A 15965-nucleotide genomic window follows, 5' to 3' on the forward strand; every position below is an offset into this window, starting at 1 on the left:
GATGACGACGTCGATGCCGGGCCGTCCTCGCCTCCAGCCGGGCGAGCCGGGCGTCGAGTCCCGCCAGCAGCTCGTCGACGCCGCCGCATCCCTCTTCGCCGAACGCGGGTACGCCGCCACCAGCACAAGACGGATAGCCGAGCGAGCCGGCATGCGGCAGGCCAGCATGTACTACTACTTCGCGGGCAAGGAAGAGATCCTGCTCGAGCTGCTGCAGGCATCCATCGCCCCGACCCTCGATCGCGCGGCCGAATACCTCGCTGAGCCGGATGCCCGCCGGGCGCTTCACGCGCTCGCCCGCGCCGACGTCGAGACGTTGCTCGCCGAACCGCACAACATCGGCACGATGTACCTCTCACCCGAGATCGCTGGCGAGGCCTTCGCACCGTTCCGCGCGGCCCGCGACGAACTCATCGGGATCTACGGCGAGCTCGCGACGCGCATCAGCCCGGGGGCCGACGCCCAGTTTCTCGGCACGTGCTGCATCCAGTTGGTCGATGTCGTCGTGCGATTCCGCCAGGAGGGCGCGGTACCCGACGATCTGCCCGACCGCATCGCGGCGGCCTGCCTGCGCCTGGTCGAGAACGCCAGCTGAGGCAGACCGCCACGGGTCGTGGGTCTGGTCGTGATCAGGCCCGCACGGGATCGTCGGATGCAGCGCCCGTTGTCTCCACCGCCTCGCTCAGGACGTCGCTCTGCTCCAGACGCAGCGCCTCGACGGCGTCGCGTTCGTCGCCGAGTTCGGCCTCGGTCCGCGGTGATACCCAGGAGACGAGGAAGAACACCGACAGGCTCACGGCGAAGGCGATGAGCGTCGCCCACCCGTCGATGCTCGTGTCGAACATCGTGTTCGGGACGTAGAAGATGTTGTTCTCGAGCCCGTAGAGCGTGGGCTGAACGCCGAGCAGTGCGATCCGCACCACCAGACCGACGGCGGCCGAGATGAACAGGGCGTTCCGACCCGGCCGGTTCCAGAAGATGCCGACCACGAACGGGCCCGCCAGGCAGGCGAGCATCAGGTCGAAGGCCAGGGTCAACAGGATCGCCGTCTGGCTGGTCTGGATCGCGAGCAGTGAACCGATGATCACGACCGGGAACATGGCGACGCGCGTCCAGCGCAGCAGCGGGTCGCGCTCGGCGTCCGCCGGGCGACGCACGCGGAAAATGTTGCGCACCGTCACGGCCGAGGTCGCCAGGATCGCGCCGGACGCGGTGGAGAACGAAGCCGCGACAATGCCCGAGAGCACCAAGATCGACAGCAGAGGCGGAGCCCAGCCATCCAGCAGCTGATAGAGCACCGGTCCATCGGCGGCGGTGAGACCGAGAGCAGCGGATGCCGTCAGTGCCACGAGCGCGAAGATGATGCCGACGCCGGCGGTGAGGGCGGCGGCGCTCAGGCACGCGCGGCGCGCGACCTGGGGGTTCCGTGCGCCGAAGACGCGCTGCATGAAGTCGATCGCGACGATGTCGCCGATGCCGAGGGCGATCAGGGTGGCCCAGTTGATCGGGGCGCCGAACTCGGCGCTGGTCAGCTGCTCGAAGTCGAACGGCCCCATGCCCTCGGGGATGATGATGCCGAAGCTGAGGGCCGTCCAGATCAGCAGCCCGATCGAGGCAACGACCGTGATCGTGGTCTGGATGGCGCCCGTGTAGGCGTCCGAGACGAGCCCTCCGGCGATCGTGTATGACAGCACGAGCACGACCGCGATGATGACGCCCCAGGCGTAGGGGATGCGGGCGAAGCGCTCCATGAGGTATCCGCAGGCGACGAGGTTGCCGGCGAGCAGGATCGTGAAGGCGATCACCATGATGACGCTCGCGAAGACCTCGTTCGTGCGTCCGTAGCGGATGCGGAAGTAGTCGCCGAGCGTGAAGAGCTTCATCGCGTTGAGGGGCTTCGCGAGGAACAGACCCACGAGGGTCAGGCAGATCGCGAGGCCGAGGGCGAGAGAAGCGCCCGACCAGAATCCGAAGTCGGCCGTCAGGTCGGTGTTGCCGACGGTGGCGTTCGCGTCGACGGCCGCGGCCGTGAGCGACGCCGCCACGAGCGGTACGCCCAGGCGCCGACCCGCGACGAGGAAGTTCGCACTATCGCCGTCTATTCGCCTGGCCACGACGATTCCCACGATGAGAATCACGAGCACGGTCAGTGCGACTCCGAAGATGATCATGGCGACTCCCTGGTGAGAACGTTGCGGTGAGGTTGAGGGGTTTCTATCGGGCGATAGAAACCCATGTTGTCGACGCAAACCGCCCCGCGATTTTCCGGGATGTATCGATCTCGTGAAATATCGCCCGTGAGGTCGCGAACGGACGCAACACGCCGTGTCTACGCGGGCCGTGCGGCGTGTTGCGTCCGTTCGAAGGGCCTGGGCGCGCCCTGCGGCCTTCGCGGTTGCTACCGACAGGGGACGGACGCGTCAAGAGGTGGGCGGGCGGCCGTTCCGGATGACAGGCTGGGAACATGAGCATCGAGGTTTGGGCACCGAACGCACGCCAGGTCCGACTCCGTCGAGGGGACGCGACGGAGCTCGAGCTGGAACGCGCCGCGGACGGTTGGTGGTCGGGCGATGTCGTTCTCGCCGACGCCGAGGAATACGGGTTCGTCATCGACGACGGGGCGCCCCGCCCGGATCCGCGCTCGAAGCGCCAACCGCGGGGTGTGCACGAGGCATCCGCACACATCGATCTGGCCGACTTCGCCTGGACCGACGCTGACTGGACGGGTCGCCAACTGGCGGGCGGGATCATCTACGAACTCCACGTCGGAACTTTCACGCCCGAGGGGACACTGGATGCTGCAATCGAGCGGTTCCCTCACCTGTTCGAACTCGGCGTGACCCACGTCGAACTGCTGCCCGTCAACGGCTTCAACGGCGTGCACAACTGGGGGTACGACGGGGTGCTCTGGTACACCGTCCACGAGGCGTACGGCGGACCGCGCGCCTACCAGCGCTTCGTCGACGCCGCCCACGCCGCGGGTCTTGCGGTCATCCAGGACGTCGTCTACAACCATCTCGGGCCGAGCGGCAACTACCTGCCCGAGTTCGGGCCGTACCTGCGCTCGGGCGAGCGCAACACCTGGGGCGACTCCGTCAACCTCGACGAACCCGCCGTGCGGTCCTACATCGTCGACAATGCCCTGATGTGGCTGCGCGAGTACCACGTCGATGGTCTGCGCCTGGATGCCGTGCACGCGCTGCTCGACAACAGCGATCGGCACATCCTGCAGGAACTGGCTGAGGCATCCGATGCCCTCTCGGCACATCTCGGTCGACCGCTGACGCTCATCGCCGAGTCGGACATGAACGACCCGAAGCTCATCCTGCCGCGCGAAGCCGGGGGCTACGGCCTCACAGCGCAGTGGAGCGACGATTGGCACCATGCCACACACGTCGCCGTCACCGGCGAGACCGTCGGGTATTACGCAGACTTCGGCGAGCTGGACGCGCTGCCGAAGGTGTGGACCGAGGGGTTCTTCCACAACGGCACCTACTCGTCGTTCCGCGAGCGGGAGCACGGCTTCCCGATCCCGGCCGAGGTACCGACGTGGCGCCTCGTGACGTTCGCGCAGGACCACGACCAGATCGGCAACCGCGCCGCCGGCGACCGCCTCTCGCAGTCGCTGTCCTACGGCCGCCTGGCCGCGACCGCCGTGCTGACCCTGACGACCCCCGGCACCCCCATGCTCTTCATGGGCGAGGAGTGGGGCGCCACAACACCGTGGCAGTTCTTCACCTCGCACCCCGAGCCCGAGCTCGGCGAGGCGACGGCGAAGGGCCGGCTCGAGGAGTTCACCCGTATGGGGTGGGACGAGTCCGTCGTGCCGAACCCGCAGGACCCCGAGACCTTCGAGCGGTCGAAGCTCGACTGGGCCGAGGCATCCGCGGGTGATCACGCCCGTCTGCTGCAGCTCTACCGCGACCTCGCAGCACTGCGCAGAGAGTGGCCCGAGCTCACCGACCCGTCGTTCGCGGCGCTGCGCGCCGAATCGGCGGAAGGCGCTTCAGGCGAGGTCGGGGCGCGCGCCTTCGCGCTCGGACGCGGCGATCTGTCGGTGCTCGTGAATCTCACGGACGAGGCCGTGTCGTGGGACGTTGCGCCCGGGCGCGTCATCCTGCTGGCGACCGACGCCACGGCGCTCGTCGCCGACGGCGAGGCCGTCGTGCCGAGCGAGGCCGCCGTGATCGTCGGTCCGCTCCGCTGAGGCGCTCGGAGCGCTCACAATTCAGTCCGTGCGTGGCAGGGGGTCGACCCGACCCCCTGTTTTCCGGGCGCTGCCGCCAGCCGTGACACGGGGCGGACTGAATTGTCAACCGTTCGTCCCCGCCGTGTCTCGCCGCTGGGCCCGGCATAGGGTGAGGGCATGACCATTCCCGGACAGCCGGCCCAGGCGCAGAGCCTCGATCTCGTGCGCCAGGTCGTCGTGATCTCTGCGCTCGTGTTCATGCTCATCGCCGCGATGGTGGGCGTCGGGGTTTTCGGTGGCACACCGATCGCCGAGGCACAGGGAGGCGCGCTCGCCGCGGACGCGACCCTGCTTGCGCCGGCCACCCCCGCGTTCTCGATCTGGTCGGTCATCTACACAGGTCTTGCGGCCTACACGGTCTGGCAGGCCCTGCCCGCGCATCGCGCCTCGATGCGTCAACGCGCGATGGGCTGGTGGATTGCGCTGACCATGGTGCTGAACGGTCTCTGGATCGTCACAGTGCAGGTGCTCACGCTCTGGGGTACGACGCTGGCGATCTTCGTGCTGCTGGCCGCACTGTGCATCACCTTCCAGCGAGCCGTGGTGACGCGGATGCCTCGCGGCGGCATAACCGACTCGCTCCTGGTCGACGGGGTCACCGGCCTGCATCTCGGCTGGGTCGCCGTCGCTTCCGTGGCCAACGTCGCGGCCTGGCTGACCGCCATCGGTCCGACCGACTGGGCGGACCATGCGGAGGCTTGGGGCATCGCCGTCATCGTCGTCGTCGCGGTCATCGGTCTCGCGATCGCCTGGGCGAGCGGATGGCGCGTCGCGCCCGGCCTCGCCCTCGGGTGGGGACTCGTCTGGATCGCCGTCGGGCGCCTGGCCGACCAGCCGCGCAGCGAGGCGATCGGCATCGCCGCCATCGTGGCGGCTGTCGCCGTCGCCGGAACGCCCCTCGCCGTCGCGGGACTCCGGGCGCTGCGCCCGCAGGGCGACTGACCTTTCGGGGCGGGCGAGCCGCGGCCGTCAGACCAGGCGTGCCGCGAATGCGCGGACGATGCGCGCTGGCTCGCTGACCGACGCGGCGAGCACGCGAGCGGCAATCTCATCGAACGCGCGGGCATCGAAGTATCCGTCGTCGCGGTAGACGACCATCCGCTCGGTGAACGCGCGGCCGGTCGGTTCGGGATGGAACTGCGTCGCGTACAGGGTGCTGCCGACCCGGTACGCCTGCACGGGACAGACATCATTGGTGGCGAGAAGTTCGGCGCCCGGCGGCGGCGTGGCCGCTCCCTCTTTATGCGCCGTGAGGGCGGAGAAGCGCGTGGGTAGCATCCCGAAGAGCGGGTCCTGCGCGCCTGTCTCGGTGAGGGTGATGGTCGCGGGCCCCGTGTCTTCGGGGTAGGCCCGGGTGACGTCACCACCCAGCATGCGTGTCACGATGCCAATGCCGTAACAGGTAAAGAGCCCCGACGTGACACCGGATGCCGCGGCACCCGCGATCCGTTCGAGGTCCGCCTCGAGACGGCGCTGCACGTCGGTCTTCGTGCCCGTGGGGTCGGCGACGTTGAACGGACTGCCGCCCACGAGAAATCCCGCGTACGTGTCGAGAGCATCGGCCGGCAACGGTTCGCGCACGAGATCATGGGCGTGCAGCTGGTCCTCGTCGAGGTGCGCGGCCTCGCGGAACGAGCGATATTCTCCCTCGGCGGCACCGGCCTGGGGACGCACGCACAGGTACAGCAGTGGTCGGGCGCCATCGGTCCCCGTGCCGGCATAGGTCATGTTGCCCGAGTGTAATCGGCGGGCACGGTCAACTCCGCGACGAGCGAGCGGTGCGGCCCCGAACGATACCGACCAGCGCCTCGATCGCGGGGCTCGTGCTCTCGGTGAGCCATGCCAGGGCGACGGCGGACGTCGGGGCACCCGCGAGCGGTCGGTGCGTCACGTCGCGGCGCCGGTGCAAGCGCACGAGCGACAGGGGCAGGATCACGATGCCCACGCCCGCGGCAACCGTCTCCAACGCGTCGGCCGTGGTCGCGAGCTGCGGCCCGCGAGCCGGCACGACACCCGGAATGCCGAGTGGGCCCAGCACATCGTCCGCGGGAACGAAAAGGATCTCGCCCGCGAGGTCGTCGAACGCCAGCTCTTCCGCGGCACCGAGCGACGAATCGGTGCCGAACGCCACGACCGTCGTTTCTTCGTAGAGGGGAATGACGTGCAACCCATCGGGCTCGACCGGGAGACGGACCAACGCGGCATCGATCTCACCGTCACGGAGCGCCTGCTCCTGATTCGCTGCCTCGATCGAAACGAGTTCGAGAGGCACATCGGGCAGGCGTTCCCGCCAACGATCAACCCAGATGCCGGGTGCCGCACCCGGGAACACACCGAGACGAAGCGGCCCGACGAGAACGGGCCCGGACGGCTCTGCGGCCGGAGGGGCGGGCTTCGAGCGTGCCGTCTTCTTCGGTGTCGCGGCGCGAATGGATGCCGCACGCACAGGACGGCGCGGGCGTCTCGGACTCCCGCCACCCTTCGCCATCCGGCCAGCGTAGCCCGCGCTGGGGTGTCTCATGCGGCTGAGCGCAGCCCGCGCTTGTGTGTCTTACGCCGCCAAGCGCAAACCGCGCTTGTCGGTGGCGATGATCTGGCCGTTCGCCACGATTTCGTCGTCACGGATCTTGGCACCGCCTGCGATGCGCGCGCGGTCACCCACGGTCGCCCGGACGCCGATGCGTGCACCGGAACCGACCGCTGCCCCCGAGCCGATGTGCGCGTGCTCCTCGATGATGGCGTCGGGGCCGATGACGGCGTCCGTCTCGATCCACGCACCACGGAGCACACGAGCTCCGGCGGCAACCTGTGCGCCGGGTTCGACGTATGCGCCCGCTTCGATCAGCGCGCTCGCGTGTACCTTCGCGCCGTGCGCGATCAGCCCGCGACCATTGACGTGCTTGCGGTAGCGGAGGATCTCTCCGTTATCGCGTTCGATGTCCACGTAGTTCTTGCCCACGATTCCCTCCCGCGGCGGTAAATAAAGCCGAAGTCACCGGTTGTAACTCATTCGTAGGCATGGGTATTCCGGATGGGTCGTTTCTGAACTTTTCTGCGCGAAAGTGCCCGTTCTGATCCTCGAGGGTGCCCGTTCTGTCCCGCGAGGCGGCTCCCCGCTGTGACAACGGGCACTCTCGCGCGTGGAAACGGGCACTCTCGCGCTCCAACTGAAGGGGGAGTCGAGTTTGCGAAGATGAGTGCGGACGGATGACCCCTCCTGTCCATATCCACGAACCTCACGAAGGACCCCGTGACACACGCACACGACACCCCCTCCGACGGCGACGCCGCCACGACCGACCCGGTCTTCGGTGCTCCGGCCCTGGCGCACACCGTGCCCGAAGACATCCTGGGTTTGCTGACGGGAACGTTCACCGCGTCGCTCGGGCTGCACTTGCTGCAGTCCAGCGGCGCGGTCACGGGCGGCACCGCCGGCGTTGCCCTGCTGCTCGACTACGCGACGTCGCTGCCCTTCTGGGTGCTCTTCGCGATCGTCAACCTCCCGTTCGCGGTGCTCGCGCTCTGGAAGAAGGGGCTGGACTTCACGGTTCGGACGGCCGTGTCGATCGGTCTCGTGTCGGCGTTCTCGGTGCTGCACAACCTGGCGTTCCCCATCCCGCAGATCGATCCCGTCTACGGCACCTTCGGGGGCAACCTGCTCGTCGGGATCGGACTGCTCATCCTCTTCCGGCATCGTGCGAGCCTCGGGGGCATCACGATCATCGCGCTGATCGTCCAAGAGCGGTGGGGATTCCGTGCGGGTTGGGTGCAGATGATTTTCGATGTCGCGATCATCGTCGCCGCTCTCTGGGTCGTGCCGTGGCCGCTCGTGTTGCTCTCGGCCGCCGGGGCAGTGCTGCTGAGCCTGGTGCTCGCGCTCAATCACCGGCCCGGGCGATACGTCGGACACTGACCTAGCAGGCCGGGCCTACCGATCATGTGTCGGTGTCGATTGCCCCATGAGAATCGCATATCGTCTCGACCATTCGCGGTGGTAGCGAGGCCTGATCTCCCCGGCTCCCGCCTCGATGAGCGCGGGATAGAAGGATGTGAGCCCGTCCCAGTCGTCGCCGGACGAGTTCTGACCGTTGTGCGCAGAGTAGGTCGCCGGGGAGTCGGACTTTCGGGTGTTGCACGCGGCGTGGAGCGTAGCGAGATGGCTAGATCGTTGAACCCACCTCTGCTGTGTGCAAGAACGTGGTCAGCTTCTGGTACCGGAGCCCAGAAGGCGGGGTGGGTCCTTCCGCGTGTGTAATGCACGTCGTACGGAATCTCCTCCGGGTACAGATCGTGAATCGCGACCAGAATGCTCCGAGGGACCGCGCGCCCTCCGCACTGGGTACAGCGAAATCCGTCCCGAACGAAAACCCGCGCGCGAAGGCTTTCGTCTTTTGTGCGCTGACCACTCGTTCCTTCAACGGAACCCGCAGCGCGAGCCGCCGAAAGTCGCCCCATCCAGACGTGGCCCGCGATATCCCGCAACTCCCGAACGGCAGCGGTCTTCCCATTCGTGGCGACGGCGATGACAGTCCGCAGCAGGGCGTCGGCGTCCCGCTCAGCGGTCTCTTCGTCGAGAGGGAGGATGGCCGTCACCCGCTTGAACATATCGCTCGACGCGCCCTCTCACTGCTCGTAGACATCCCTTCGGTGACCGAGCGTCACGACCGCCACGACCAGGACATCGTCATCGATCGTGTAGATGATGCGATAGTCGCCGATGCGCACGCGCAGTCCCGCGCGTCCGCGGAGCGCTGTTGCGCCGGGCGGACGAGGGTCCTCGCCCAAGAGGGCGATTGCTCCCCTGATGCGACCACGGTCTTGGTGGTCGATCTTTTTGAGAGCTCGAACCGCCGCCGGGCGAAGCTCGATGCGATAGCTCATGCCCAACCGAGATCGGCCTTTACCTGCGCCCAGGGCACGTTCGGGCCTTCTTCCGACATGGCCTCGTCGAACGCCGCCGCGTCTTCCGCGTCTTCGAGGGCCTCGATCATCCGCTCGTATTGCTCAGGGCTGACGACCACGGCAGCGCGCTGACCACGCCGTTCGATGAAGACTGCCTCGTTCTCGGAGCGGGTGAGGATATCGGAGAAGTTCTTGCGCGCATCTGCGGCGCTCACGATCGACATCTTCAGATTGTACATTTCATAGGCCCATAATGTACGAAATCTCGTGCGGTCAGCGCTGGCAGTTCGGACACCAGAACACGTTCCGCTCGGACGTCGCCGTAGCGCCGAGCGACCCCTCGCGGATTGCCGTGCCGCACCGGCGGCACGGTCGTCGCGCCCGCCCGTACACCCACGTCGTGCGACCCGCTCGGGTATCGCCCGTGAACGTTCGAGGCGTGCGATCGCGGTTGGCGCGAAGCATCCGTGCGCCCACATCGATCACGGCGGCGGTGTCGACCTCGATCGCGGGGCGCGAGGGCAGGATGCCTCGGACGAACAGAATCTCGTTCGCGTATTCGTTGCCGAAACCCGCCACCGTCCGCTGATCGAGCAGCGCCACGTGTATCGGCCGCGGGTCGCTCGCGAGCACCCGCGCGGCCTCGAACGGATCCCAGTCTTCGGAGAGCGGGTCGGGACCCAGGTGCCCGACGACACGCTCCTCTTCGCTCGTCGGCAGCACCTCGACCATCGCCAGATCGAAACCCACGGCATCCCAGTCCGCGTTGCCAACGATCGCGCGAGCCGTGAACGCCGGCTTTCGCCACTTCTCGCCGCGGCGATAGACGTGCCACTCGCCCTCCATTTTCAGGTGCGAGTGCAGCGAGAAATCCCCGATGCGATGCAGCAGATGTTTGCCGCGCGGAACGACGTCGTGCACGGTCTCGCCCCGCAGGTCGGCGGTCGCGCTGCCGGGAACTCGGATGTCGAACCGCGTCACGACCGAACCCGCGAGCGCCTCGGATAGCCGTCGCGCGGCACGGAAGACGGTGTCGCCCTCAGGCACGAGCGCCCGCTCGAATCGCATCTCCCGCCGTCGTCCGACGCAGTGTCAGGCCGCGGGGAGACTCGACGAACCCTGCCTCTCGGAGGGCGCGAGCGGTGGAAGAGCCGTAGACGAAAGCACCGTTGACCTGCTCGACCGTGAGTGTGTCGAGGCGTCGCGCCCGCGCGGTCGTCGCCAGATCGAGCGCTGCCGCCGCGAGCACGTTGTCGTCCTCCGTGAAGACGAGCGCGCTCTTGCCGCCCCGCTCGAGGTAGACGGCCAGGGTCCCGTCGACCAGCACGACGATGCCGCCGGCCTTGCGGCCCGGTCGGTGGGTGACACCGTCGATCACGGGCCAGGGGAGAGCGGCGCCGTAGGGGTTTGCGGGGTCGGTCGCGGCGAGAGTGACGGCACGCAGGGGTGCGGGATCGGGCAGTGCCGCGAACTCGCGCAGTCGGTCGATCGTGGCGGATGCCGCAAACTGTGCCGCGCCCAGCCCTTCGATCAGATATCCCCGGCGGCAGTGGCCCGCCTGCTCGAAGCCCGCCAGTACCCGGTAGGCCTGGGCGAAACCGCCGGGCATGCCCTCGGCCTGGACGGACCCGCGCGTGACGACGCCGTAGCGGTCGAGCAGCAGTGCTGCGGATGCTGTTGCCCGGGCCGAGGCATCCGACTCCGGTTCGGGCAGCAGAGACCAGCGCCCGCCCACACCGGTCGGGCGCGGGGGAGCGGCGGGTCGGGGCAGCGCCGCCCCGCGGAACAGTCGTGCACGGGGCGGGCGCCGTGTGGTGCGGTGCGCCTGCGATCCACCGGCAGTCAGGGCCCGGAGCGGCGCGAACGTGTCGTTCGTGACATGACCCGACCAGGTCAGGCGCCACAGGGCGTCCGTCACGGACTGCTCGTTCTCAGCCCCGGCCGCATCGCGCAGCTGAGAGGCGAAGTAGGCGCCCCCGACCGCCAGCGCATCGAGCACACGTCGATCGAGCGAGTCTGCGGCGGGTTCGTCCTCGGGCGGGGCCAGCGTGTACGGCGCGGCATCCGCGGGATGCAGAGCCACCCACCCGTCGCGACCGGGCAGCGAGCCCTGACCCGACCAGACGACCTCGCCGGCCGCGGTCAATTCGTCCAGCAACCCGGGGTGGTAGTCGGACACGCGCGAGGGCAGCACGAGCGACTCCCACGCGCTCGCCGGCAGCGGCACGCCCGCGAGTTGATCGATCGCCGCGACCACACCGTCGACTCCCGACAGCGGGCGGGCGACGTGCTGCCAGACGGGCAGGAACCGCGCGAACGCCTCGGGCGGGACGGGCTCGACGCTCCCGCGGATGGCCGCGAGCGAACGCATGCGCAGGCGGCGCAGCACCTCGGCGTCGCACCACTCCGTTTCATCGCTGCCCCCGATCCGTGAGCGGTCCACACCGGCGGGCAGGAAGAACCCGCTCGTCACGCGCCCCTGCGACTCGAGTCGCAGAAGCGTATGACGTGCCACGGCGGGACCGATCCCGAGTCTTTCGGCGAGGGAATCCACCGTGAACGGAGCGTGCGTGCGCGCGTACCGAGCGACGAGATCGCCGAGCGGGTCCTCGGTCGGCTCGAGGAACGCCAGCGGGATGCCGACGGGTAACGCCGCACCGAGCGCGTCACGCAGGCGCCCGGCGTCCTCGATCGCGGCGACGCGGTGCGTGCCACCGATCGTGATGGGGATCGCGCGCCGGGCATCGACGAGAGCGATCAGGAGAGCGGATGCCTCGGCAGCTGTCGCATCGGGCAGCGCTGGTGCCGCATCCTCCGTCGGCGCATCCGCATCGGGATCGGCCGGATCGGCCCGCAGCGCGCGCACGACCGAACCGTCGGCCTCGGCCGGAATGAGGCGCGCGGCGACCTCTGCGGCGTCCAGGGGGCCGAGCATCCGCAGCAGATCCGCGACACCCTCGATACCGTTCACGCGGCGCGTGGGATCGAGGCGTTGCGCCTCACGTTCGAACTGCGCGATGACGTCGGGGTCGAGCAGCTCGCGCATCTCGATGCGGCCGAGCAACTCCGAGAGCAGCGCGGGATCGACAGACAGGGCCGCCGCGCGGCGTTCGGCGAGGGGCGAGTCGCCCTCGTACATGAACGCGCCGACGTATCCGAAGAGCAGGTCTCGTGCGAACGGCGAGGGCTGGGTTGTCGTCGTCTCGATCAGGCGGATGCGGCGCTCGGCGATCCCACGCGCGAGCCCGAGCAGAGCGGGCAGGTCGTAGACGTCCTGCAGCACCTCGCGAAGAGTCTCGAGGATGATCGGGAACGTCGGATGCCTGCGCGCGACTTCGAGCAACTGTGCCGATCGCTGGCGCTGCTGCCAGAGGGGGCTGCGCTTGTTCGGGTTGACGCGCGGCATCAGCAACGCGCGTGCCGCGCACTCACGGAAGCGCGAGGCGAAGAGGGCGGACCCGCCGACCTCGTCCGTGACGATCTGCTCGAGCTCGTCGGCCTCGAAGACGAAGAGTTCGGCGCCCGGCGGCTCGGCCGCGGCATCCGGGACCCGAGCGATGATGCCGTCGTCGCTCGCGACGGCGGATCCCTCGACGCCGAGGCGTTCGCGGATGCGCGCGTTGACAGCGAGCGCCCACGGGGCGTGCACACTCATGCCGTACGGGGAATGCAGGATGATTCGCCAGTCGCCGACCTCGTCGCGCCCACGCTCGACGGTGAAGGTCGTATCGGTCGGGAGCGTGCCCGTCGCCTCGCGCTGCTCCGCCAGATAAGCGAGAAGGTTGTCGCTCGCGCGCTCGTCGAGACCCCCGTCACGCAGCCGCTCGCGGGCGGCGTCGGGCGTCGCCTCGGACAGGTCTTTCGAGAACTTTCCGAGCGCCTCGCCGAGTTCGGCGGGGCGTCCGAGCCCATCGCCGTGCCAGAACGGCAGCTTGCCGGGCTGTCCGAACGCCGGCACGACGTTGACGCGATCGTGGGTGATCTCGACGATTCGCCAGCTCGTCGTGCCGAGCGTGAAGACGTCGTTGACGCGCGACTCGTAGACCATCTCTTCGTCGAGCTCGCCGACGCGACCCCCGCGTGATTCGCCCGCGACGAACACGCCGAACAGACCGCGGTCGGGGATCGTCCCGCCGCTCGTCACGGCGAGGCGTTGGGCACCGGGGCGTCCGGTCAGCGTGCCCGCGTCACGATCCCAGACGACGCGGGGCCGGAGCTCGGCGAACTCGTCGGAGGGGTAGCGCCCGGCCAACAGGTCGAGCGTGGCCTCGTAGGCCGAGCGCGGCAGCGTGCGGAAGGGGGCGCTCTTGCGCACCGCGTCGTACCAGTCCTCGACGTCGATGGCCCCGAGCGCGCACGCCGCGACGGTCTGCTGCGCCAGGATGTCGAGCGGATTCTGCGGCACCGAGATCGACTCGATGCGTCCGGCGAGCATGCGCTCGGTGACGATCGCGGTGTGCAGCACATCGGCGCGATGCTTGGGGAAGAGGAAGGCGCGGCTGACCTCGCCGACCTGGTGACCCGCGCGGCCGATCCGCTGCAGCCCGCTCGCGGCAGAGGGCGGCGACTCGACCTGGATCACGAGGTCCACGGCGCCCATGTCGATGCCGAGTTCGAGGCTGCTGGTCGCGACCACGCAGCGCAGTCGCCCCGCTTTCAACTCTTCTTCGACCTGCGCGCGCTGCTCTTTCGACACCGACCCGTGGTGTGCGCGCGCGAGTACAGGATCAGCGCCAGCGGTCGAGCCCGCCTGCGCCATGACAGCAGCGGGAACCGCAGGGTCGGGAAGTTCGAGCCCGAGTCGCTCGGCGTAGATCTCGTTGAGTCGCCCGGTCAGGCGCTCGGCCAGTCGGCGGGAGTTCGAGAAAACGATGGTCGAGCGGTTCTCGAGGATGCGGTCGACGATCGCCTCTTCGACGTGCGGCCAGACCGACCCCGTCATCTCCGTCGCCTCGGGGCGCAGGCGACTGTCGGCGGCGTACCACTCCGGTCCGTCGCCGTCGCCGTCGCCGGTGTTGCCGTTGCTGGTCCCGTCGCTGCTGATATCCCTTTCGCCCGTATCGTCGGCACTGGCCCCCGCGCGGGCGGACCCCGAGGCATCCGTTGCCCCATCCGGTGCGTCGGCACCGGGCGCACCCGAGCGGGGCGGGGGCGGGGGATTGAGCATGTCGTCGATCGGCACGGTCACGCGCAGTTCGAAGGTTTTCGACGCGGGCGGCGCCACGACGTCGACGGGCGCCGCGCCGCCGAGGAAGCGCGCGACCTCGTCGATCGGGCGCACGGTCGCTGACAACCCGATCCGCTGCGCCGGATGCTCGAGCATCGCGTCGAGTCGTTCGAGGCTGACAGCGAGATGCGCCCCGCGCTTGGTGGCGGCGACGGCGTGGACCTCGTCGACGATCACGGTGTGCACGCCGCGCAGTGTCTCGCCCGCCTGGCTCGTGAGCATCAGGTAGAGCGATTCGGGGGTCGTGATGAGTATGTCGGGCGGATCCTGCACCAGACGTCGCCGCTCGTTCGACGGGGTATCGCCCGAGCGCACGCCCACCGTGACGTCGGGAAGCGCGATACCCAGCCGACGTGCCGACTGGGCGATGCCCACGAGCGGCGAACGCAGGTTGCGCTCGACATCGACGCCCAGCGCCTTCAGCGGAGAGATGTACAGGATGCCCGTGGTCGGCTGCGGGGCATCCGCTCGTTTTCTTCGTCCGCCCGCGCGGGGCTCCGCCTCGAGCGGCTTCTCGCGGAAGACCCTGTCGATCGCCCAGAGGAAAGCGGACAGGGTCTTGCCCGAGCCGGTCGGCGCGACGACGAGCGCGTGCCGCCCGGCCGAGATCGCATCCCACGCACCGACCTGGGCGGGGGTGGGCTCGAGGAAGGCGCCACGAAACCAGTCCTGCGTGGCAGGACCGAATTTCGCCCAGACATCGGCCATCTGTCCATCTTCGTCCCCCGCACCGACATCGGCGCGGGTCTTGCGCTGGTCGCGCGACGCGCGTCAGTCCGAGAGTTGCTTCAGGCGTGCCTCGAGAAAGCCGCGGACGTCGTCGAGCTCGGTCTGCGAGACGCTGTGCGTCAGGCCGGGATAGACCGATCCGCTGAGCGTGCTGTGCTCGGGAAGCCAGACGGTGGTTTGCGCGATGAGCGGCTCCGGGATGACGTCGTCGTGCGTTCCGCGACCCCAGAAAACCGGGGGCTTGGTGGCGGCGAGTACTTCGTCACCGGGCAGCGTTGCGGCGCTGGCGTAGCCGCTGAGGTTGACCGCGAAGGCGAACCGTTCCGGCTGCAGCCGCAGCGCCTGCAGGGCGATCGCCGCACCTTGAGAGAATCCGAGCAGGCCGATCGACGTCGCCCCGACCGCGTGCTCGTCGAGCCAGGCGCAGAGTCGTTCGGCCGCCCGCGTCACACCGGCGGAGTCTCGCCCGTTCAGGCCCTCGATGGGGTACCAGGAGTAGCCCGGTGCCGGCCACGGCGGGGCGAGGGGCGCGCGCGGGGCCGCGAAGACGAAGGCGGGCGGGAGGTACGGGACGAGACCGAACAGGTCGCGCTCGTCCGACCCGTACCCGTGCAACAGCACCAGCAGGGGACGCCCTGCCGGGGCATCCGACCAGAGCGCGGCATCCGGATCGAGCTCGGGCGGCAGGGTCGCTGCGGATGACGCGGACGATGGGGTCTCGTCGGTGGGGGACATGCCCCCATCCTGGCAAACCCCGCGGACACGGTGCTCTGAGCTGGCGCGTGGCTTCCGCGCACATCTCGGAGGACCCATGTGACTCGTGGGGCCCATGAGGTCGATTCGGCGCCACATCCGCCA

At 68.9% G+C, this 15965-nt stretch carries 13 protein-coding genes; 4 read left to right on the forward strand and 9 right to left on the reverse strand.

Going from position 1 to position 15965, the window contains the following annotated elements; all coding sequences use genetic code 11:
• Position 1: 1 nt before the first annotated feature.
• Positions 2-595, forward strand: coding sequence for a TetR/AcrR family transcriptional regulator (locus tag ACT9TC_RS11905; protein ID WP_458040705.1), 594 nt, complete (start codon positions 2-4; stop codon positions 593-595).
• A gap of 34 nt (positions 596-629) precedes the next feature.
• Here the strand turns inward: ACT9TC_RS11905 and ACT9TC_RS11910 are convergent, their stop codons facing one another.
• Positions 630-2171, reverse strand: coding sequence for a sodium:solute symporter family protein (locus tag ACT9TC_RS11910; RefSeq protein ID WP_458040706.1), 1542 nt, complete (start codon positions 2169-2171; stop codon positions 630-632).
• 293 nt (positions 2172-2464) lie between these two features.
• Between ACT9TC_RS11910 and treZ the strand changes: the two genes are divergently transcribed.
• Both treZ and ACT9TC_RS11920 read left to right on the forward strand, forming a co-directional pair.
• The gene (gene treZ / locus ACT9TC_RS11915; RefSeq protein WP_458040707.1) at positions 2465-4207 is read left to right on the forward strand and encodes a malto-oligosyltrehalose trehalohydrolase; all 1743 of its coding nucleotides are present in this window, start codon (positions 2465-2467) and stop codon (positions 4205-4207) included.
• Positions 4208-4366: 159 nt separating this feature from the next.
• A complete protein-coding gene (locus ACT9TC_RS11920) occupies positions 4367-5191 on the forward strand; it encodes a tryptophan-rich sensory protein (protein ID WP_458040708.1) in 825 nt (274 codons plus the stop codon).
• Positions 5192-5218: 27 nt separating this feature from the next.
• Here ACT9TC_RS11920 and ACT9TC_RS11925 read toward each other — a convergent pair whose 3' ends face one another.
• The 3 genes from ACT9TC_RS11925 to ACT9TC_RS11935 form a co-directional block, all read right to left on the reverse strand.
• Positions 5219-5977 (reverse strand): glutamine amidotransferase-related protein, encoded by a 759-nt coding sequence (locus tag ACT9TC_RS11925; protein WP_458040709.1) that lies wholly within the window; start codon positions 5975-5977, stop codon positions 5219-5221.
• A gap of 28 nt (positions 5978-6005) precedes the next feature.
• Entirely contained in the window at positions 6006-6737 is a 732-nt protein-coding gene (locus tag ACT9TC_RS11930) for a LysR family substrate-binding domain-containing protein (protein ID WP_458040710.1), read from the reverse strand.
• A gap of 63 nt (positions 6738-6800) precedes the next feature.
• Positions 6801-7208, reverse strand: coding sequence for a transferase (locus tag ACT9TC_RS11935; RefSeq protein WP_458040711.1), 408 nt, complete (start codon positions 7206-7208; stop codon positions 6801-6803).
• Positions 7209-7499: 291 nt separating this feature from the next.
• On the opposite strand from ACT9TC_RS11935, the gene ACT9TC_RS11940 reads away from it, so the two are divergent.
• Positions 7500-8162, forward strand: coding sequence for a YitT family protein (locus ACT9TC_RS11940; protein ID WP_458040712.1), 663 nt, complete (start codon positions 7500-7502; stop codon positions 8160-8162).
• A gap of 710 nt (positions 8163-8872) precedes the next feature.
• Here ACT9TC_RS11940 and ACT9TC_RS11945 read toward each other — a convergent pair.
• The 5 genes from ACT9TC_RS11945 to ACT9TC_RS11965 form a co-directional block, all read right to left on the reverse strand.
• Complete coding sequence (locus ACT9TC_RS11945; protein WP_458040713.1) at positions 8873-9130, reverse strand: type II toxin-antitoxin system RelE family toxin; 258 nt, start codon at positions 9128-9130, stop codon at positions 8873-8875.
• On the reverse strand, positions 9127-9375 hold the full coding sequence (locus ACT9TC_RS11950; RefSeq protein WP_458040714.1) for a type II toxin-antitoxin system Phd/YefM family antitoxin: 249 nt from the start codon (positions 9373-9375) through the stop codon (positions 9127-9129). The genes ACT9TC_RS11945 and ACT9TC_RS11950 overlap by 4 nt, the downstream gene beginning before the upstream one ends.
• A 49-nt stretch (positions 9376-9424) precedes the next feature.
• The gene (locus tag ACT9TC_RS11955; protein WP_458040715.1) at positions 9425-10198 is read right to left on the reverse strand and encodes a DNA-formamidopyrimidine glycosylase family protein; all 774 of its coding nucleotides are present in this window, start codon (positions 10196-10198) and stop codon (positions 9425-9427) included.
• On the reverse strand, positions 10191-15086 hold the full coding sequence (locus ACT9TC_RS11960; RefSeq protein WP_458040716.1) for an Lhr family ATP-dependent helicase: 4896 nt from the start codon (positions 15084-15086) through the stop codon (positions 10191-10193). The genes ACT9TC_RS11955 and ACT9TC_RS11960 overlap by 8 nt, the downstream gene beginning before the upstream one ends.
• A 63-nt stretch (positions 15087-15149) precedes the next feature.
• Positions 15150-15842 carry an alpha/beta hydrolase gene (locus ACT9TC_RS11965; protein WP_458040717.1) on the reverse strand — a complete coding sequence of 231 codons (693 nt, stop codon included), beginning with the start codon at positions 15840-15842 and terminating at the stop codon, positions 15150-15152.
• Positions 15843-15965 lie beyond the last annotated feature (123 nt).

It is taken from the genome of Microbacterium sp. HM-570 (genome assembly GCF_054165885.1).

Excerpts from the sequence above, each read along its gene's own strand:
- ACT9TC_RS11905 (WP_458040705.1), top strand. The coding sequence starts at position 2 with ATGACGACGTCGATGCCGGGCCGTCCTCGCCTCCAGCCGGGCGAGCCG.
- ACT9TC_RS11910 (WP_458040706.1), bottom strand. The coding sequence starts at position 2,171 with ATGATCATCTTCGGAGTCGCACTGACCGTGCTCGTGATTCTCATCGTG.
- treZ (WP_458040707.1), top strand. The coding sequence starts at position 2,465 with ATGAGCATCGAGGTTTGGGCACCGAACGCACGCCAGGTCCGACTCCGT.
- ACT9TC_RS11920 (WP_458040708.1), top strand. The coding sequence starts at position 4,367 with ATGACCATTCCCGGACAGCCGGCCCAGGCGCAGAGCCTCGATCTCGTG.
- ACT9TC_RS11925 (WP_458040709.1), bottom strand. The coding sequence starts at position 5,977 with ATGACCTATGCCGGCACGGGGACCGATGGCGCCCGACCACTGCTGTAC.
- ACT9TC_RS11930 (WP_458040710.1), bottom strand. The coding sequence starts at position 6,737 with ATGGCGAAGGGTGGCGGGAGTCCGAGACGCCCGCGCCGTCCTGTGCGT.
- ACT9TC_RS11945 (WP_458040713.1), bottom strand. The coding sequence starts at position 9,130 with ATGAGCTATCGCATCGAGCTTCGCCCGGCGGCGGTTCGAGCTCTCAAA.
- ACT9TC_RS11950 (WP_458040714.1), bottom strand. The coding sequence starts at position 9,375 with ATGTCGATCGTGAGCGCCGCAGATGCGCGCAAGAACTTCTCCGATATC.
- ACT9TC_RS11960 (WP_458040716.1), bottom strand. The coding sequence starts at position 15,086 with ATGGCCGATGTCTGGGCGAAATTCGGTCCTGCCACGCAGGACTGGTTT.
- ACT9TC_RS11965 (WP_458040717.1), bottom strand. The coding sequence starts at position 15,842 with ATGTCCCCCACCGACGAGACCCCATCGTCCGCGTCATCCGCAGCGACC.